Source organism: Candidatus Pelagibacter sp. PS_31 (genome assembly GCF_059417865.1).
This window is the reverse complement of the sequence record NZ_CM182069.1, coordinates 1,267,893-1,287,225: the sequence shown is the minus strand read 5'-3', so window position 1 is coordinate 1,287,225 and position 19,333 is coordinate 1,267,893. Positions and strand designations below refer to the sequence as shown.

Here is a 19,333-nt window from a genome sequence, read left to right as displayed (position 1 = left end):
ATGTTATTTGCTATCAATTCTAAAGCAGAAGAAAATAATATCAAATATTATTCTGAAGATAGTGGCATTCTTTCTTTGATGTATCACCGATTTGATGAAAATAAGTATCCTTCAACAAATATACAAATGGACATTTTTAAAGAACAAATGTCTATAATCAATACCTCAAATTATAAATTTTTTGATCCACAATATTTACAAAAAGAATTTAATTTTCCAAAAAATAAAAAAGAAATACTTATCACTGTAGATGATGCGTTCTTATCTTTTTATAAAATTGCGTGGCCATATTTGAAGAAAGAGAAAATTCCTTTTATTTTATTTGTTTCAACTGAAACCGTAGGTAAAACTGGCTATATGAGTTGGCAACAAATACAAGAAGTAGAAAAAGAGCCATATGCTTACATTGGCAATCATTCACATTCTCATAATTACCTAGTTGATCTAGAAACAAAAAATTTTTTGGCTGATATTAATACTTCAATTGAAATTTTTAATCAGAACTTAGGCTATAACCCAATTTTTTTTTCATACCCATTTGGTGAGTATAGCAAAACTATTAAAGATTTTATTTCCAAAAATTTTGATTTTGCTTTTGGTCAACATTCTGGTGTCATTGATATTAATAAAGATCCTCATGAATTACCCAGATTCCCAATTAATGAAAAATATGGTGACTTAGAAAGATTCAAATTTTTGATTGATCTTGGTCCACTTCCATACAAATCTTTAAACCCTGAAGACAAGTATATTATCAATAATAATCCACCAAAACTATCTGTTGAATTTTTTGAAAATCAAAAAAATATAGAAAATATTAATTGTTTCTCTGATGAGGGTAGTGGATGGGATAGGTCAAATATTACTTTTAATAAAAATATACTAAACATAAATTTTAGAGAAAAATTTACATTCAGAAGAGGTAGAGTTAATTGTTCACTTAATGATGATGGAATATGGAGATGGTTCGGCGTTCAATTTTCAGTTAAACAAAATTAAATTAAACTTTCTAAATCTTTGCTAGATGGTAATAACTTTGCATCATCAAAATCAGTTAAATCATTTTGTCTAATAATTTGTTGTAAAATTTTAACATACTCTTTTCCTGTCTCCGCATATTTATCTAAATATTCGGTAAGAATCATACTGTCTAATTCTTTTCCTTCATCTCTCAATTCTGCTCTTGCACTTCTAAAATCTTTATAAGACGAGTGTGTATTCAAATTTCTTTGATAAGCTTTTACGGACGCCTGCAAAACCTTAAATCTCATAACTTTATGTGTACTATCATTTTCGGCATCAGCTGGTTTTATTCCTTCACCACTCCACGTCCACTGACCAAACAATGCATTTCCCTCCTGAGCAAACCTTGATGTTCCCCACCCTGTTTCCTTTGCAGCTTGTGCAATTGCCATTGAAACAGGCACTTCATCCATTCTAATTTTCAATGTTGATAAATCTTTATTTACAACTCCATATTGTTTAAATTTTATGTTTAACCACTCTTGCTCTGTCTTTGTATTTTTGCTTTTATTTAAAATACTAAAGAGCTTTATTCTATCTAGTTTAATACTATTATTTTCATCAATGATTAAAGGCAAAATTATCTGAATGAATAAGTCTTTTCTTTTTTTAGTATTTTCTATTTTTCCAATTTCTTTTGGTAATAGATCTAAATTTATAGGTTTTACTAATTTATTTTCTCTAACATCTTTCAAATTATAATTTGTTAATTTAAAAAGTTCTTCAATTGTTGCAGCACTTAATAGTATGGCATCTGACGGCTCCTCATCGAATGTTAACACATCTTCATATAAAAACTTTTTATTTAATTGTTCATCTAGTTTTGTTGTTTTATTTTCTAAGAATTTTTTTAAATTATTCTTTGAATTATTTTGATAGTCCTTAGAAAATATCATTTTTTCTTTTGTAAGATTAATGGCTAATGGAGCTATAAAAAAAATTGATATAATGATTAAACTTGATAAAAAAGTTCTTGAAAGATTGTCTAGTGCACTTTTTTGTGCATTTAGTTTATTTTTTTTTTTTAAATCTTTTGCAGTTTCAAAAAACGATGTAAGTTTTTTTCTAATAAATATTTTTTTTCTCATAACTATATTGCAACCACTTCTTTAACCTCAGGCAAATAGTGACACAAAAGATTTTGTACTCCTTGTTTTAAGGTCATTGTCGAGCTGGGACAACCAGAGCAGCTTCCCTGTAATTCTACCTTAACAATTCCATCTTTAAATTCTTTAAATTTAATATCACCACCATCTTTTGCAACAGCAGGTCTAATCTTTGATTCTAAGATACTTATAATTTGCTTTTCGATTTCAGTGTGTTTCTCTTTTTTTTCTCCAAGTAACTCATTGGCAATTACAAATTCTTTTCCTGTAGAATAAAAATCATTAATCAGTGAAATAGCTATATGTTTAATATCTTCCCAATTTACTTCTTCATTTTTATTTACAGATATAAAATCTTTTCCTAAAAATACGCCTGTTACCCCATTAATTGATAAAATATTTCTTACTAATTCATTATCAGTTTCTTCTTTTTTTATCACTTCAAATGAGCCATTATTGGAAACTGTTTTTCCAGGCAAAAACTTTAGTGAATTTGGATTTGGTGTTACTTCAGTTTGAATAAACATCTTTTATATATAATGATTACTGAGAAAATTTAAACTAATTAATATAATCTTATTAAAAACCTACTAAATCTTTAATTTCTTTTATTTTTTTTGAAGCAATTTTATTAGCTTTATTAGAACCTTCTAAAAGAATTTTATCTAAATAACCTTCATCATTTAATAATTTTTTTATTTCTTTTGAGATTGGGTCAATAGTTTTAATTAAAGTCTCTGATAACTTCTCCTTAAACTCTGAAAAATTTTTTCCTTTAAATTCAATAATAGATTTTTCTAAATTTTGATTTTTTAAACTTGAATAGATCCCTAATAAATTTTCAGCTTCTGGTCTTACGTTTAAATCTTTAATATCTGAAGGAAGTGGCAAAGGATCCGTTTTTGCTTTTTTAATTTTATTTAAAATCTCTTCGCTATTATCTGTAAGATTAATTCTACTCAAGTCTGAAGGATCTGATTTGCTCATTTTTTTTAAACCATCTTTAAGACTCATTATTCTAGAGAACTCTTTCTGTATTAAGGGCTCTGGAACTTTTAAAAAATCTGTTGCATTAAAATCGTTATTAAATTTTTGTGCTATATCTCTACAAAGTTCTAAGTGTTGTTTTTGATCATCACCAACAGGAACATGAGTTGCGTCATACAACAGGATATCGGCAGCCATTAATACCGGATAGGAGTAAAGGCCAATACTAGCTTTTTCCTTATCTTTTCCAGCTTTTTCCTTAAACTGAGTCATTCTATTAAGCCAGCCAATTCTTGAAACACAACTTAATATCCATGCGGCTTCAGAGTGAGCTGAAACCATTGATTGATTAAAAATTATACTTTTGTTAGGATTTATTCCACTTGCAATAAATGTTGCTGCAGTTTCTCTTATATTCTTTTTTAGTTCCTTAGGGTCTTGTTTTACTGTAATTGCATGAAGATCAACTACACAAAAAATACACTCATTTTCTTTTTCATTTTGGAGTTTTACAAAATTTTTAATTGCTCCAAGATAGTTTCCTAAATGTAGGTTACCAGTAGGTTGTACTCCAGAAAAAATTTTTTTAATCATATCAATAGTTTAAATTAATATCCGATCTTTTAAAAGCCTTGATTAAAACTGCAATGAAAAAATAAAATATAAGACCAGCAATAACAGCACCCATTAAATAGATCACTTTAAAATTTTCTTGATAGGACAATTCATTATTAAAAAAATAAATTATATAATTAAAAAATATTCCCATAATCACTGATGTTGTTAAAATTTTAATTAATCTATCTATAAAAATAAGATTAAAATTGAAAAAACTTTCTTTTTTTAAAAATATGAACAATAGCAATGCATTAAACCAAGATGAAATGGTAGTTGCGATTGGTATGATTATAAAACCAATTTGTTTAAAAAAGATAACACTTATAAATACATTTAATAAAACAGATAATAATGAAATATAAAACGGTATTTTTGTATTATGTCTTGCAAAAAAAAATGTCGAAAAAACTTTTATTAATGAAAAAGCAGGCAAACCAATTGCAAAATAGAATAGAGCTTTTGCTGAATTCTTAACACTTAACTCATCAAAAGAACCATAGCCGAATAATGAAGAAATAATTTCTTCTGAGGCAATTAATAATGCAACTGTTGCTGGGATACTCAAGAATAGACTAAGTTCTAAAGCTTTATTTTGAATTAAGTTTATTTTATCTTTATTTTGACTTTTAACATATTTGGATAGTTGAGGTAAAATAACTGTACCAATTGCAATTCCAGCAATGGCTAAATTTATTTGATAAACTCTGTCAGCATAATAAAGGTAAGAAACTGCACCAGCTTGAAAAGATGCAATAATTGTTCCTACTAAAATATTTATTTGAGTAACACCTGATGAAAAAATACTAGGTAATAATTTTTTAAAAAAGTTTTTAATTTTTTTATCAATGTTAATTTTAAATTTAATCTTTGGTGAAAAATTTTTTTTTACAAAAAAGTATAGAAAAATAAATTGTACAGCACCTGAAATAGTTACAGCATAAGATAAATAATAAACAAGATTATCGTCTAATATTTTTGCAAATAACAAAACTCCAATTAAAAGTATATTTAAAATAATTGGAGCAGCAGACGCTATTGCAAATTTATTATGTGAATTTAAAATTGCAGAAAAAAATGATGCTAAACTTATAAAAATTAAAAATGGGAAAGTTATTCTTGTTAAGGTTATAGCTAGTTCCATTTTATCATAATCGCCTTCAAAACCTGGTGCAATTAGATAAACAAATAAAGGCATCAATATCTCTACAATCAGAACTAAAACTATTAGACCTAGGGTGAGTAGATTAAAAATACTATTAGCAAAATTTTGTGCTTTTTTTTTTATTCAATAATGATGAGTAGCTTGGAACAAAAGCTGCATTAAAAGTTCCTTCAGAAAATAATCTTCTAAAAGTATTGGGAATTCTAAACGCCACAAAGAAAGCATCTGCCAAAATTCCAGTTCCAAGGAATACTGCTATTAAAATATCTCTTAAATAGCCCAGTAACCTACTAATTATTGTAAAAAAGCTAAACGTGCTTGTTGACTTAATAAGGTTCATAAATCATATTAGTCTTAAATTTGCTCCATTTGTATATCTAATTAACATAAATGAAAAAAACTAAAATAGATCATTATACTGATAAAGAAGCTCTAGAATTTCACAGCTTAAATAAGCCAGGAAAAATAGAAATAAATTCTTCAAAACCAATGACAACTAAGAGAGATTTGGCATTAGCTTATTCTCCTGGTGTTGCAGTTCCAGTTCAAGCAATCGCTGACGATCCAGAGACAGCATACGATTATACATCTAAAGGAAATTTAGTTGCAGTGATAAGTAATGGATCAGCTATTTTAGGAATGGGTAATTTAGGAGCACTTGCATCTAAACCTGTCATGGAAGGAAAGGCAGTTTTATTTAAAAGATTTGCCGATATAGATTCTATTGACTTAGAAATTGACTCTCAAGAGTCCGATGAAATTATTAATAGTATTAAAAACTTTGCATGCAGTTTTGGTGGTATTAACTTAGAAGATATCGCAGCTCCTGATTGTTTTATAATTGAAGAAAAATTAAAAGAAATTTTAGATATTCCAGTTTTTCATGACGATCAACATGGAACAGCAATTATAACTACAGCTGCATTAATTAACGCTCTAGATATTAGTGGTAAATCAATAAAAGACATTAAAGTTGTTGTAAATGGAGCAGGTGCATCAGCAATTGCTTGTACAAATTTGTTTAAAAATACTGGTGTACCTAGTGAAAATGTAATCATGCTTGATCGTAAAGGGGTGGTCTATAGAGGTAGAACTGAGGGGATGGACCAGTGGAAATCTGCCCATGCAGTAGAAACTAAAAAAAGAACTTTAGAAGAAGCTATAAATGGAGCTGACGTATTTTTAGGATTATCTGCCAAAGGAGCTTTGAAAAAAGAGTTAGTAAAAACTATGGCTAAGAACCCAATAATTTTTGCCTGCGCAAATCCTGATCCTGAAATAACACCTGAAGAAATAATGGAAGTTAGAGATGATGTCATTATTGCTACTGGAAGATCTGATTATCCCAACCAAGTAAACAATTTAATTGGTTTTCCTTATATTTTTAGAGGAGCATTAGACGTAAGAGCTACAACTATTAATGAGGAAATGAAGGTTGCAGCTGCAAACGCAATTGCAAAATTAGCAAGAGAAGATGTTCCAGATGAAGTTGTTGCCGCAATGGGAGGAGATCGTCCTAAATATGGAAAAGATTATATAATTCCATCCACGTTTGATCCAAGACTGATTAGTGTAATTCCTGCAGCTGTTGCAAAAGCTGCTATGGATAGTGGTGTTGCAAAAAAACCTATAAAAGATTTTGAGGCTTATAGAGACCAACTCAAACAAAGGCTAGATCCCTCAGTAACTATTATGCAAGGTATTAACTCTCACATCAAAAAAAATCAAAAGAGAATTGTTTTTGCAGATGGAGAAGACGAAAACACTCTTAAGGCGGCAATTGCATTTAAAAATTCTAAATTAGGTACACCAATTTTAATTGGTAAAAAAAATAAAATTAAAGAAAGAATAAAAGAAATTGGCTACAATGAAAATTTTGATATCGAAATAGTTAATTCTGAAGACACAACAAAAAGAGAGAAGTACGTAAACTTTTTATTTGAAAAATTGCAAAGAGAGAAAGGTCTTTTGGAAAGAGATTGTGATAGATTAGTTAGAAATGATAGGGTTATATGGGCATCTTGTATGGTTGCTTGTGGTGATGCAGATGGTGCTGTCACTGGAAATACTAGAAGATTTGGAGCTTCTTTTGATAAAGTTACACAAGTTGTAGATGCTAGACCAGGTGAAATCATGTTTGGATTAAATATGGTTGTTGCTAAAGGAAAAACTATTTTTGTTGGAGACACGAGTGTAAATGAATATCCAAGTTCAGAGGAGCTTGCAGAGATTGCAATTTCATCCGCTAGAGTAGTTAAAATGTTTGGCTTTGTTCCAAAAGTTGCTTTTGTTTCTCACTCTACTTTTGGTCAACCTCTAACAAGTAGAACTAAACATATAAAAAAAGCTGTTGAAATTTTAAAAGATAAAAATGTAGATTTTGATTTTGATGGAGACATGCAACCAGATGTTGCCTTAAATGAAGAATACAAAGAATTATATCCTTTCTCAAGTATTGTAGGAAATGCAAATATATTAATAATGCCGGGCCAACACAGTGCTGCTATTTCTTATAAAATGATGAAAAGCTTAGGTGAGACAAAAGTTATTGGTCCTCTATTAATTGGATTGGGTCAACCCATTGAAATAGCTCCTTTAAGGTCATCTACTTCAGAAATCATAAATTTAGCATCAGTTGCTGCCTACTCTGCTGATGTAATTAATTATAAAAAAAGTTAATTTTTTTGAATTCTTAAATCTTCAACCAAGACAATACTTGCAATAACATCTTCTACATCTAGTATTTCTTTTGCTTCATTTATTACTTCTTTTCTTTCTTCTGCGGTTAAAGAAATCCCATAAATAAATATTTTTTTCTTATAAGTGTCAATTTGATAATTGGTTGCTTTAATTTTTTTGTTAAATATTAAAGCAGTACGAAGTTGGGATGTAATTAACAAATCTTTAGCTGATTGTTTGAAATTAAAATCTTCTTTTATTTTAATATCGTTTTTAACTGACCTTGCACCTTTTGTTTCCCATGCAAGTTTAGTAATTTGAAGTTTTTCTTCAGGATCATCTACTTTTCCTGTTACAAATATTTTTCCATCTAAAACTTTTGTGTTAACAGCTAAGATATAGCTCTTGTCTCTTAGGGCTAATTTTGCAGCTAAACTTTTTTGCATCACAGAATCATCTATTTGAGTCCCTAAAGATCTTGGATCAAACGCAACACTAACACCTGTTCCAAAAACTCCTTTTGAGCTAATCCCAACACATCCTGTTAAGATTAAAAAAATCAAACTTATTAAAAATATTTTATTTTTCATTTTTCATTTTTAGACAATAATTATAAATTTCTTTTTTTGATACATTCGTATTTTGACTAATTAAATCTGTAATATCTTTTATACTTAATTTTTTAATTAATTTTTGAATATTCATTTTATCAGATTCTTTTAACATTATCGATGAATTTTTTTCTTTTACCTTTTCAGAAATAACAATTGTTAACTCTCCTTTGGGATCAGATTTAAATGGTTCAAGTGTCTTTACATCTGTTCTTATATATTCCTCATAAAATTTGGTCATTTCTCTGCAAACCAAAATTTTTCTATTTGAAAAGTAACGTTTTAAATCTTTTATTGATCTATTGAATTTTCGTGGAGAAATAAAAAAAACAATACAACCCTCTAAATTTGCAAGTCTTTCGAAATCTTCGTTTAATTTGGTATTTTTCTCTGGAAAAAAACCATAAAAAAAATATTTTTCATTAAATCCACTTATGGAAACTGCAGAAGAAACAGCTGACGCACCCGGAATTGGGAAGATATCTATTTCGTTGATAACACATTCATTGACCAATATAGCCCCTGGATCTGAGACCGATGGAGTTCCAGCGTCAGAAATCAAAGAAACAACCAATCCTGATTTTAAAATATCAATTACTTTCGATAAATTTTTTTTTTCATTAAATTTATGATTTGCAATAAGTTTTGATTTAATTTCATACCGTTCTAATAAATTTTTTGAAATACGTGTATCCTCACACAGTACATAATCCGATTTTCTTAATACTTCTAGGGCTCTTAAAGTGATGTCGCTTAAGTTTCCAATTGGAGTAGATACAATATAAAGACCACTTTTAACTTTATTATTTATATTTTCAGTATGTAGAATCATCAAATTATAATAGTTATAATAATAACATTAAAATGAACAAAATTATTAAAATTATACTTTTTTTAGCTTTTGGTTTCTTAATTACTCCAGTAGCACTCTTGGCAAATGAGAAAATTAGGATTGGTCTTCTTGTCCCTTTAACTGGAAAGAACTCTGAAATTGGTCAATCTATAATTAGATCTACACGTCTTGCAATTAATACAATAAACAATGCATCAATTGAGATTATACCAAAAGATACACAGTCAAGCCCTGAGGTCACTTTAGGGGCAGCCAGAGAGTTAGCTAATTCAGGAATAAAAATTGTTGTTGGTCCAGTTTTTAACGAAAGTTTAATTTACCTAGATGAGTTAAATGAATTAACATTCTTGGCTCTAACTAATAAAAATGATAATTTTTCTAAAAACATTATTAACACTGGAATTAATGCAACTTCACAACTAAATGCAATTAAGAAGTTTATAGAATTAAACGAAATAAAAAAAACTATCTTTCTTACTCCAGATGTAAGTTTTAAAAATGAAATTGAAAAAGCTATTTCTAATTCTAAAATAAAAATATTAGAAAATTATATTTATAATACTGACCCGACTAAACTTACCAAACAAATTGAAAAAATTACACGTTATGAAATTAGAAAACAAAACCTTGAAGATGAAATAAATAGACTAGAGAAATCGGAACAAAGCAATAAAGAGTTCTTAATTGAAAGGTTAAAAAAAAGAGATACTCTTGGTAGCGTAAAATTTGACTCAGTGGTAATTTCTGATTTTGATGAAAGTTTAAAAAGTGTAACAACTTCCCTGCTTTATACGGATATAACTCCTAAAGAAAAATATTTTATTACTCTTAATCAATGGTTTGATGAGTCTCTTTTAAAAGAGACAAGCTCACAACCCTTGTATTTTCCCTCTGCAAATAAAGATAATTATGATGAATTTTCTAATGAATATTTTGAAAAATATAATCAGTACCCTAGTCAATTGTCATTTTTAAGTTATGACTTGGTTGGGCTTGTGTATTATTTAATTCTTCAAAACGAATCTGTTATTGATAAAAAAATGTTTACTAAAAAAACCTTGTTTGAAGGAAAGGTTGGAGTTTTTGAAATTAAAAACAATAAGATTAATCATATTTTAAATTTTTATAAAGCTGAAGATGGAGAATTTAAAAAAGTTTTTTAATTTTTTTAAAAGCTCTAAATCTATGATCTATTTTATATTTCTGTGATGCTCTCATTTCACCAAATGTAATTTTTTTTCCAAGTGGTATGAAAATAGGATCATAACCAAAACCATTTTTACCTTTTATAACTGGTGAAATAAAACCCTCAATCTTTCCAATAGAATTTATTATTTCTTTATTTTTACTATAAATGGTTAAGGCACAAATAAACCTGGCCTTAATTTTTTTCTCTCGCCAATTTTTGTCTTTTTTATCTAACTCCTTAAAAATTCTATACATTGCTTTTTTAAAATCACCTTTTTTACCTCCCCATCTAGCTGAATAAATTCCAGGATCTCCATCTAAAATATCTATTTCTAAACCTGAGTCATCAGACAGACATGTCATTTTTGATTTTTTAGAAAAAAATTTAGCTTTGATTAAAGAGTTTTCCTTAAATGTCTTGCCATTTTCAGGAGGGCTTTTTATTTTAAAGTCCTGTGGAGAGTATATTTCAACATTTTTAGGCAATAAATCCTTAATTTCTCTTAATTTTCCTTTATTATTAGTGCCTACCAACAATTTTATAATTTTATTCTTTAACATCTAGCAATTATCAAATTTCATACCATATAAGTTGTCATGGAAAAAGATCAAAACATTAATTCTGAAAACCAAAATGAAGAAATTAAAGAGAATGAAGCTGAGGAGCAGAACCAAGTAGAACAAGAAATTTCAGCTGATAAAACAGAAGAAGCAAAAGAGATTACACTTGAAGAAAAAATTAAGGAGTTAGAAGATAAGCTTACCAGAACTTTTGCTGAAATGGAAAATCAAAGAAGAAGATTTGAAAAAGAAAAAGATGATGCTTTTGATTATGGTGGATTTTCTTTTGCAAAAGAAGCTTTAAATTTAATTGATAATCTTGAGAGATCAAAACAAATTTTAGAAAGTGATGAAGTATTAAAAGATACCGAAGCTTTAAAAAAAACTTTAGAGCATTTTGAAATTATTAGTAAAGATATGGTGTCAATTTTTTCAAAAAATGGAATTACACCTGTTGTTTCTATTGGTAAAAAATTGGATCCCAATCAACACCAAGCTATGATGGAAATTGATGATGATCAAAAAGAACCTGGAACAATAGTTCAAGAAATTCAAAAAGGTTTTATGATGAAAGATAGACTTTTAAGACCAGCATTAGTTGGAGTTTCAAAAAAAACTAAGACTCCAGATGATCAAAAAAGTGAGGAAAATAAAGAAAATTCAAACAATTAATTATAATTGTAAGAACTTGTAGATTGAAAATTAACACTTATATGAAGGAAAGGAATTAAATTATGAGCAAAATTATAGGAATAGATTTAGGAACAACAAATTCATGCGTGTCTATCATGGAAGGTAGTCAGCCTAAGGTTTTAGAAAATGCTGAGGGTGCAAGAACAACTCCTTCAGTTGTAGCTTTTACTGAGGATGGGGAAAAACTCGTAGGTCAACCTGCAAAAAGACAAGCTGTTACTAACCCTGAAAATACTATTTTTGCCGTAAAAAGATTAATTGGAAGAAGTTTTGAAGACCCTACTGTAAAAAAAGATGTTGCAGCTGCGCCTTTTAAAATTGTGAATTCAGAAAAAGGAGATGCTTGGATTGAGGCTAAAGGGGAAAAATATTCACCTTCTCAAATTTCAGCTTTTATTCTTCAAAAGATGAAAGAAACAGCTGAAAAATATTTAGGCCAAGAAGTAACGAAAGCTGTAATTACGGTTCCTGCATATTTTAATGATGCTCAAAGACAGGCAACAAAAGATGCTGGTAAAATTGCTGGCCTTGAAGTTTTAAGAATTATTAACGAACCAACAGCCGCTTCTCTTGCTTACGGTTTAGATAAAAAACAAAATAAAAAAATAGCTGTTTATGACTTAGGTGGTGGAACTTTTGATGTTTCTATCCTTGAGTTGGGTGATGGTGTATTTGAAGTTAAATCTACAAATGGAGATACATTTTTAGGTGGTGAAGACTTTGACAATACAATCGTTGATTATTTAATTGGTGAATTTAAAAAAGATTCTGGAATTGATTTAAGATCAGATAAATTGGCTCTTCAAAGATTAAAAGAGGCTGCTGAAAAAGCAAAAATTGAATTATCTTCTGCAGAACAAACAGATGTTAATTTACCCTTTATAACAGCTGATAAAACTGGTCCAAAACATATCAATCTAAAAATGACTAGAGCAAAATTAGAAGCTTTGGTTGAAGATTTAATCTCAAGAACATTACCACCATGTAAAACTGCTCTTAAAGATGCAGGGCTTACTGCAAGTGAAATTGATGAAATTGTAATGGTTGGTGGAATGACAAGAATGCCTAAAGTTCTATCTGAAGTTAAAAACTTTTTTGGTAAAGAACCTAATAAAAGTGTAAACCCTGATGAAGTTGTTGCAATGGGTGCTGCAATCCAAGCTGGTGTTCTTCAAGGAGACGTTAAAGATGTCCTTCTTTTGGATGTAACACCTTTATCACTTGGAATTGAAACATTAGGCGGGGTTTCAACAAAATTAATTGAAAAAAATACAACAATACCAACAAAAAAAAGCCAAGTATTTTCAACAGCTGATGACAACCAACCTGCTGTATCAATCAGAGTGCTTCAAGGTGAAAGAGAAATGGCATCTGACAATAAAATGTTAGGAAATTTCGAGCTAGTTGGAATTGCACCTGCTCCAAGAGGAGTACCTCAAATAGAAGTAACTTTTGATATTGATGCAAATGGAATTGTGAGTGTTTCTGCTAAAGATAAAGGGACTGGAAAAGAACAAAAAATTCAAATCCAGGCCTCTGGTGGCTTAAGTGATGAAGAAATTGAAAAAATGGTAAAAGATGCTGAAGCAAATAAAGAAGAGGACAAAAAGAAAAGAGAATCTGTTGATGTTAGAAACCAAGCAGACACTCTTTTACACTCTACTGAAAAAAATCTAAAAGAGCATGGTGCCAAAGTTTCTGATGCTGATAAAAAAGCAATTGAAGATGCCTCAACTAACTTAAAAGAAGCTATTAAAGGAACTGATACCGAAGAAATTAAAAAGAAAACTGAAACTTTAGTTCAAGCCTCTATGAAATTAGGTGAAGCAATTTATAAATCTCAAGAGAAAAAAGAAGGCTCACCAAAAGAAGGTGATAAAAATGATGAAGGAAAAAAAGACGATAATGTAGTTGATGCTGACTTTGAAGAAGTTAAAGAAGAAAGCAAAGAAGGCAAAGAAGAAGATAAAGAAAAAAGCGCCTAAGACTTACAACAACTATCATCTTAAAGTAACTTATGGCTAAAAGAGATTTTTATGACGTCTTAGGGGTTAGCAAAAGTGCAAGCCCTGAAGAATTAAAATCTGCTTACCGTAAATTAGCTGTAAAATATCACCCAGACAAAAACCCAGGTGATAAAGCCTCAGAAGATAAATTTAAAGAAGCTGGTGAAGCTTACGGCATCCTTTCAGATAAAGAAAAAAAACAAAACTACGATAACTTTGGCCACGCTGCTTTTGAGGGTGGTGGGGGCAGACAAGGAGGAGGCTTTGGTGGTGGTTTTGGTGGGGCCGATTTTTCAGATATATTTGAAGATTTTTTTGGAGATTTTGGTGGTGGACAATCAAGGGGAAGAAGAAAAACTAATAATAGAGGTTCTGATCTTCGATATGATTTATCTATTACCCTTGAAGAAGCATATGAGGGTAAAAAACAAGATATAAAATTCTCAACTACAGAAAAATGTAATACTTGTAGAGGTAATGGTTCTAAACCTGGTCATTCTCCAGACAGATGTACGGTTTGCGGTGGAAATGGAAAAGTAAGATCTAACCAAGGTTTTTTTACTGTTCAACAAACTTGTCCTCAGTGTGCTGGTTCTGGTGAAGAAATAACAAATCCATGTACAGATTGTAATGGTCAAGGTAACAAACAAGCCTCCAAAAAAATATCAGTTACAATACCTAAAGGTGTCGATGATGGAACTAGGATAAGATTAGCTGGCAAAGGTGAAGCAGGATCCAAAGGTGGAGCAAATGGTGATCTTTATCTTTTTGTAAATGTTCATTCACATGATTTATTTAAAAGGTCTGATGAAAACTTATTCTTTGAATTTCCTATATCCATTGCTGATGCAGCTTTAGGAACCACAATAGAGATACCAACAATTGATGGTGGAAAAGCTAAAATTAAAATACCTGATGGAACGCAAAATGGAAAACAATTTAGACTAAAAGGTAAAGGCATGCCTTATATGAGAGGTAGTGGAAATGGAGACCTTTATGTCCAAGTAAATACTGAAGTTCCTATTTCTTTAAATAAAGAACAAAAAGAGTTACTTGAAAAATTTAGAGAAATTGAAAACGAAAAGTCCAATCCAAGTATCAAACAATTCTTTCAAAAAGCAAAAAGTTTTTGGAAAAACTAAAGACTAATTAACTAAAAAAGGTTAATATTTTGCTAGATGAAAAAAATTAATTTAGCTATTTCTGGCTGTCTAGGGAGAATGGGTCAACAGCTTATTAAATCTTCAAAAAATAACAATAACTTTAAACTAACTGCTCTAACAGAAAATAAGGCTATCAGTAAAAAAATTGCTGGCATCAAGCTTGATATAAACACCGAACAAACTTTTAAAAAAACTGATGTAATAATAGATTTTACAGTCCCAAACTGTACTTTAGAGATTTTAAAAATTGCCTCAAAATTAAAAAAAAGGGTAGTAATTGGAACAACAGGATTTAATCGAAAAGAAGAGGCCTTGATTAAAAAATTTTCTAAAACCATTCCAATTTTAAAAGCTGGGAATATGAGCCTTGGTGTTAACTTATTAATGTATTTAACTGAAATTGCCTCAAAGTCATTAAATGAAGAATATTTAAGCAAAGTTTTTGAAGTTCATCACAAACACAAAAAAGATTACCCATCAGGAACAGCCTTAATGCTTGGAAAAGGAATTGCAGATGGGAAAAATAAAAACCTTTACAATATAATTGGAAAAAATTTTTTAAATAAAAAATCTTTTCCTTATGGAAAAAAAATTAATTTCAATTCGATTAGAAAAGGTGAAATTATTGGTGAACATGAAGTTACATTTTCTAGTGGAAAAGAAATAATAAAATTAAATCATGAGGCTTTTGATAGAGCACTTTACTCAGATGGAGCTCTAACTGCTGCAAAATGGTTAATTAATAAAAAACCAGGACTTTATTCAATGAGAGATTTATTGAACTTTAAATAATGGATGAAAAAGAAAAAGCTAAAAAAATACTAAAAATTTTAAATAAACTTTATCCAACAACCCCTATTCCCCTAGATCATACTAGTAACTTTACTCTCTTAATGTCGGTTCTTTTATCAGCACAATGTACTGATCTAAATGTTAACAATGTAACTAGAAATATATATCCAAAATATAATAAGCCTGAGCATTTTGTAAAATTAGGAAAAAAACGAATAGAAAAATTAATTAAAAGTATTGGTCTTTTTCGAGTTAAAGCAAAAAGTATTTATTTAATGTCTAAACAGCTTCTAGAAAAGCATGGAGGCAAAGTGCCCAAAAGCTTTGAAGAGCTCGAAAAACTGCCCGGTGTAGGCCATAAAACAGCAAGTGTGGTTATGTCTCAAGGTTTTGGGGTTCCAGCCTTTGCAGTTGATACTCACATACATCGATTAGCTCAAAGATGGGGCTTAACAAATGGTAAAAATGTTATTCAAACAGAAAACGATTTAAAAAGAATATTTCCAGAAAAAACATGGAATAAATTACACTTACAAATAATTTATTATGGAAGAGAGTTTTGTAAAGCCAGAGAGTGTCATGGTTTGACTTGTAAAATTTGTACGACTTGTTATCCTAATCGAAGAAATCCAGTTAAAATAAAAAAAGCTTAATATGAAAATACTAGGAATTGGTAATGCAATTGTTGATGTTATTTGCAAAGTTGACGATCAATATTTGATAAATAATCAATTAACAAAAAGCACAATGAAACTAGTTGATGAAAGTGAGTTTAAAAAACTTTTATCAACTCTTAAAATTGAAGAAACAGTTTCTGGTGGATCTGTTGCAAATTCTATTGTTGGCCTGTCTCAATTGGGAAATGATGTTGGGTTTGTGGGTAAGATTAATGCTGATGAATTGGGAAAAAAATATGAAGAAGGTCTGACTAAAGAAAAAGTTCAATATTTTTATAATAAAAAAGAGGAAGTTTCACCAACTGGAACTTGTTTAATCTTGATCACGCCTGATGCAGAAAGAACTATGGTTACGTTTTTAGGAATTGCAGGAAAAATTAACCAAAATGATATTAATGAAAAAGCTGTAAAAGAAAGCGAAATGATATTTTTAGAAGGATATTTATGGGATGAGGGAGAACCAAAGACTGCCTTCGATAAGGCGATGTCACTCTCTAATACTAAAGCAATGTCTTTATCAGATCAATTTTGTGTGGAGAGACATAAAAGTGACTTTTTAGATTTAGTTAAAAATAAACTTGATATTACCTTTGCCAATGAACAAGAAATCAGAGCATTAATTGATGCTAAAAGCTTTGAAGATGTTATTGAATTTGGAAAACAACTAGGAAAACTTTTAATCGTCACACGTGGTGAAAAAGGAAGCATTGCTATCAAAAATAAAGAAATTGCAGAGTGTCAAAGTAAACCTGATTTAAAGATTGTAGACTTAACAGGTGCAGGAGACCTCTTTGCAGCTGGTTTTCTTCATGGACTAATTAATGATTTTTCATCAAAAGAATGTCTCGAAAAAGGAACTGAGATGTCTTCAAAGATAATCCAAAAAGTTGGCGCTAGACTAGATTAAGCTATTTTAGTCAATAAAATAGCCATTTTTATGGCTTAATATAAATTTTTCATCGTCAAATAAATCGCTTATTTTTTTTCGCAATCTATATATATGTGTTTCTACAGTATGGGTTTCCATATCTGCTGAGTAACCCCATATATTTTTTTGTAAATCTGCAACATTGTGTTTAATTTTTTTATTATTTAAATATAAAATAATTTCAATTTCTTTTTCTGTTAACTTTAAATTTAAGTTACCTTTAGAAAAAAATTTAGAATTTAAATTTAATTCATAGCCTTTAATAATAACATTGGACTGTTGGTTGAATTTTAATTTGATTAATTTAATATTGATTAACTCTAATAATTTTTTTAAAGATAAGGGCAAATTATTTAAATCTAAAAAATTTTTATCAGTTATATTATCATTTAGTAATAATTTATGATCAGTTTTTGAAATTACCAAACAATCTATTTTATTTAGATCAAGTTTCTTTTTAAAATATTTCTTATTCTCAAATTTTATAATTTTGAAAGATAAATTTTCTTTTATCTCATCTAAAATTTCATATAATGAATTAAAATTTATAATAAAAACATTTTGCATAATTATATTTAATATTATCTATGATAATTCATGTACCAAATAAAAACACTCTTAAAATTGATGATTTTAAATTAAGGTGCTGTATTGGAAAAAATGGCATAAGTTCTAACAAAAAAGAAGGTGATCATTCAACTCCTAAAGGATTATTTAAATTAAGAAAATTATATTTTAGAAAAGATCGTGTTGGTATTCCAAAGTGCAAAATCTATAAAAAAAATATAAAAAAAAATATGGCTTGGTGTGATGATCTAAACCACAAAAAATATAATGAAGAAATTAAAACTCAGAATAAAAGACTTAAAGAAAATCTACACAGAAAAGATCATAAGTACGATTATATAATTTCAATTAGTCACAATGAAAGAAAAATACCAGGCAAAGGAAGTGCTGTGTTTATTCATTTAACAAACAATTACAAACCCACAGCAGGATGTGTTGCTTTAATAAAAAAAGATTTTGAAATATTGTTAAAATTAATTGATCAAAAAACTAAAATCAAAATAGGTTAAGTTCTGTTACCAAATATTTTTGAACCTACTCTGACATATGTTGCGCTGTTTTTAATTGCCTCCAAGTAATCTCCTGACATGCCCATACTTAATTCTGTAAAATTTAACTTTTGGTTTACTTTGCTCATCTCAAAGAAAAATTTTTCTGTATTTCCGTTGTTTGGTGGAATGCACATTGTGCCAATAATATCTAAATTCAAGTTCTTACAAAATTTATAAAAATCATCCAATCTTTCTTTATTTATTCCAGATTTTTGATCTTCATTACCAATATTAACTTGAATAAATATCTTGGGTTTTTTTCCTTGTTTGATTTGTTCATCAGAAATTTTATTAGCTAATTTTTCACTATCCAATGAATGAATATAATCAAATATTTTTAAAGCAAATTTAACTTTATTAGTTTGAAGTCTTCCAATTAAATGAAGTTTTATACTATTCTTTTTATTTTTTATATCACTCCATTTATCTATTGCTTCTTGTACTTTATTTTCACCAAAATCTAAATGTCCATGATTTATCAATGGTAATATACTTGCCATAGAATGTGTTTTACTTACAGCAATAATTTTTCGTGATTTAACAGGCGCTTCAAAATTTATAATATTTGATTGTATTTCTTTCTCAATCTGAATTAAATTGTAAACACTTTTATGCATAGCAAGTTACCTAAATTATATTTTTTTATTAATACATATGATGAAAATCATATCAGAAAATTACCAAAAAAAGTTGCAATAATTTTTAGAAATTACGAAACAGAATATAATGAGGGGTTAATTCTTAACATCAAAAGAGCTTGTCAAAAACAAGGTAGAAATTTTTTCTTATCCAACAATTTAAAATTAGCAATAAAACTTAATTTGGATGGTGTGTATTTGCCATCATTTAATAAAAGTATAAATTTTAATAAAAGTAATTTCAAAAAAGATTTTATTATTATTGGCTCTGCACATTCTGTACAAGAAATAAAAATAAAAGAACAACAAGGTGTAAAATTAATTTTTTTATCACCTATATTTAAAATTAATAAAAGTAAAAAATTTTTAGGCCCTATAAAATTTAATCTGCTTGCAGCAAAGACAAATATAAGAGTGGTTGCCCTAGGTGGGATTAATCAATTAAATGTTAACAAACTAAATTTGTTAAAAAACTATGGTTTTGCAGGAATTTCTTATTTCATTAATCATAATAATATATAAAAAATAAC

21 protein-coding genes are annotated in these 19,333 nt (G+C 28.8%); 11 read left to right on the top strand and 10 right to left on the bottom strand.

The features are described 5' to 3' along the window. Positions 1-999, top strand: coding sequence for a polysaccharide deacetylase family protein (locus AC5SLN_RS06820; RefSeq protein WP_494593420.1), 999 nt, complete (start codon positions 1-3; stop codon positions 997-999). Here AC5SLN_RS06820 and AC5SLN_RS06815 read toward each other — a convergent pair. From AC5SLN_RS06815 to AC5SLN_RS06795, 5 genes are read right to left on the bottom strand one after another with little or no spacing between them, the layout of a single operon-like run. Further along, positions 996-2,111 (bottom strand): glucosaminidase domain-containing protein, encoded by a 1,116-nt coding sequence (locus AC5SLN_RS06815; protein ID WP_494593419.1) that lies wholly within the window; start codon positions 2,109-2,111, stop codon positions 996-998. The genes AC5SLN_RS06820 and AC5SLN_RS06815 overlap by 4 nt on opposite strands. 2 nt (positions 2,112-2,113) lie before the next feature. After that, positions 2,114-2,656: a NifU family protein gene (locus tag AC5SLN_RS06810; protein WP_494593417.1), complete on the bottom strand. Its 543-nt coding sequence runs from the start codon at positions 2,654-2,656 to the stop codon at positions 2,114-2,116. Between the two features lie 52 nt (positions 2,657-2,708). Further along, the gene (gene trpS, locus AC5SLN_RS06805) at positions 2,709-3,710 is read right to left on the bottom strand and encodes a tryptophan--tRNA ligase (RefSeq protein WP_494593416.1); all 1,002 of its coding nucleotides are present in this window, start codon (positions 3,708-3,710) and stop codon (positions 2,709-2,711) included. A gap of 1 nt (position 3,711) precedes the next feature. Then, the gene (gene murJ, locus AC5SLN_RS06800; RefSeq protein WP_494594203.1) at positions 3,712-4,959 is read right to left on the bottom strand and encodes a murein biosynthesis integral membrane protein MurJ; all 1,248 of its coding nucleotides are present in this window, start codon (positions 4,957-4,959) and stop codon (positions 3,712-3,714) included. A 31-nt stretch (positions 4,960-4,990) separates the two neighbouring features. Continuing rightward, a complete protein-coding gene (locus AC5SLN_RS06795) occupies positions 4,991-5,236 on the bottom strand; it encodes a lipid II flippase MurJ (protein WP_494593414.1) in 246 nt (81 codons plus the stop codon). Between the two features lie 50 nt (positions 5,237-5,286). On the opposite strand from AC5SLN_RS06795, the gene AC5SLN_RS06790 reads away from it, so the two are divergent. Beyond that, a complete protein-coding gene (locus AC5SLN_RS06790; RefSeq protein ID WP_494593412.1) occupies positions 5,287-7,575 on the top strand; it encodes an NADP-dependent malic enzyme in 2,289 nt (762 codons plus the stop codon). Here AC5SLN_RS06790 and AC5SLN_RS06785 read toward each other — a convergent pair. Both AC5SLN_RS06785 and rsmI read right to left on the bottom strand, forming a co-directional pair. Next, on the bottom strand, positions 7,572-8,165 hold the full coding sequence (locus AC5SLN_RS06785; protein WP_494593410.1) for a BON domain-containing protein: 594 nt from the start codon (positions 8,163-8,165) through the stop codon (positions 7,572-7,574). The two genes, AC5SLN_RS06790 and AC5SLN_RS06785, sit on opposite strands and share 4 nt — an antisense overlap. Beyond that, on the bottom strand, positions 8,155-9,018 hold the full coding sequence (gene rsmI, locus AC5SLN_RS06780) for a 16S rRNA (cytidine(1402)-2'-O)-methyltransferase (protein ID WP_494593408.1): 864 nt from the start codon (positions 9,016-9,018) through the stop codon (positions 8,155-8,157). Before rsmI ends, AC5SLN_RS06785 begins: the two co-directional genes overlap by 11 nt. A 32-nt stretch (positions 9,019-9,050) precedes the next feature. Here rsmI and AC5SLN_RS06775 point away from each other — a divergent pair, with 32 nt between their 5' ends. Further along, positions 9,051-10,202, top strand: coding sequence for an ABC transporter substrate-binding protein (locus AC5SLN_RS06775; RefSeq protein ID WP_494593406.1), 1,152 nt, complete (start codon positions 9,051-9,053; stop codon positions 10,200-10,202). Here AC5SLN_RS06775 and rdgB read toward each other — a convergent pair. Further along, positions 10,186-10,788, bottom strand: coding sequence for an RdgB/HAM1 family non-canonical purine NTP pyrophosphatase (gene rdgB / locus AC5SLN_RS06770; protein ID WP_494593404.1), 603 nt, complete (start codon positions 10,786-10,788; stop codon positions 10,186-10,188). The two genes, AC5SLN_RS06775 and rdgB, sit on opposite strands and share 17 nt — an antisense overlap. A gap of 36 nt (positions 10,789-10,824) precedes the next feature. Here rdgB and AC5SLN_RS06765 point away from each other — a divergent pair, with 36 nt between their 5' ends. The 6 genes from AC5SLN_RS06765 to AC5SLN_RS06740 all read left to right on the top strand — a co-directional run bounded on the left by AC5SLN_RS06765 (position 10,825) and on the right by AC5SLN_RS06740 (position 17,026). Beyond that, positions 10,825-11,460 carry a nucleotide exchange factor GrpE gene (locus AC5SLN_RS06765; RefSeq protein ID WP_494593403.1) on the top strand — a complete coding sequence of 212 codons (636 nt, stop codon included), beginning with the start codon at positions 10,825-10,827 and terminating at the stop codon, positions 11,458-11,460. A gap of 62 nt (positions 11,461-11,522) precedes the next feature. Continuing rightward, positions 11,523-13,466, top strand: coding sequence for a molecular chaperone DnaK (gene dnaK, locus AC5SLN_RS06760; RefSeq protein ID WP_494593401.1), 1,944 nt, complete (start codon positions 11,523-11,525; stop codon positions 13,464-13,466). Positions 13,467-13,498: 32 nt separating this feature from the next. Further along, positions 13,499-14,629, top strand: coding sequence for a molecular chaperone DnaJ (dnaJ, locus tag AC5SLN_RS06755; RefSeq protein WP_494593399.1), 1,131 nt, complete (start codon positions 13,499-13,501; stop codon positions 14,627-14,629). A 36-nt stretch (positions 14,630-14,665) separates the two neighbouring features. Further along, positions 14,666-15,442 (top strand): 4-hydroxy-tetrahydrodipicolinate reductase, encoded by a 777-nt coding sequence (dapB, locus tag AC5SLN_RS06750; protein WP_494593397.1) that lies wholly within the window; start codon positions 14,666-14,668, stop codon positions 15,440-15,442. Further along, positions 15,442-16,095: an endonuclease III gene (gene nth / locus AC5SLN_RS06745; protein ID WP_494593395.1), complete on the top strand. Its 654-nt coding sequence runs from the start codon at positions 15,442-15,444 to the stop codon at positions 16,093-16,095. The genes dapB and nth overlap by 1 nt, the downstream gene beginning before the upstream one ends. A gap of 1 nt (position 16,096) precedes the next feature. Continuing rightward, positions 16,097-17,026, top strand: a complete 930-nt coding sequence (locus AC5SLN_RS06740; RefSeq protein ID WP_494593393.1) for an adenosine kinase — start codon at positions 16,097-16,099, stop codon at positions 17,024-17,026. A 6-nt stretch (positions 17,027-17,032) separates the two neighbouring features. On the opposite strand, the gene AC5SLN_RS06735 is transcribed toward AC5SLN_RS06740, so the two are convergent. Beyond that, the gene (locus AC5SLN_RS06735; RefSeq protein ID WP_494593391.1) at positions 17,033-17,614 is read right to left on the bottom strand and encodes a helix-turn-helix domain-containing protein; all 582 of its coding nucleotides are present in this window, start codon (positions 17,612-17,614) and stop codon (positions 17,033-17,035) included. A 20-nt stretch (positions 17,615-17,634) separates the two neighbouring features. On the opposite strand from AC5SLN_RS06735, the gene AC5SLN_RS06730 reads away from it, so the two are divergent. Then, positions 17,635-18,123, top strand: coding sequence for a L,D-transpeptidase family protein (locus AC5SLN_RS06730; RefSeq protein WP_494593389.1), 489 nt, complete (start codon positions 17,635-17,637; stop codon positions 18,121-18,123). Here AC5SLN_RS06730 and AC5SLN_RS06725 read toward each other — a convergent pair. Then, positions 18,120-18,782 (bottom strand): YggS family pyridoxal phosphate-dependent enzyme, encoded by a 663-nt coding sequence (locus AC5SLN_RS06725; protein WP_494593387.1) that lies wholly within the window; start codon positions 18,780-18,782, stop codon positions 18,120-18,122. The genes AC5SLN_RS06730 and AC5SLN_RS06725 overlap by 4 nt on opposite strands. On the opposite strand from AC5SLN_RS06725, the gene AC5SLN_RS06720 reads away from it, so the two are divergent. Then, positions 18,777-19,325 (top strand): thiamine phosphate synthase, encoded by a 549-nt coding sequence (locus AC5SLN_RS06720; RefSeq protein ID WP_494593385.1) that lies wholly within the window; start codon positions 18,777-18,779, stop codon positions 19,323-19,325. The genes AC5SLN_RS06725 and AC5SLN_RS06720 overlap by 6 nt on opposite strands. Positions 19,326-19,333: the final 8 nt, after the last annotated feature.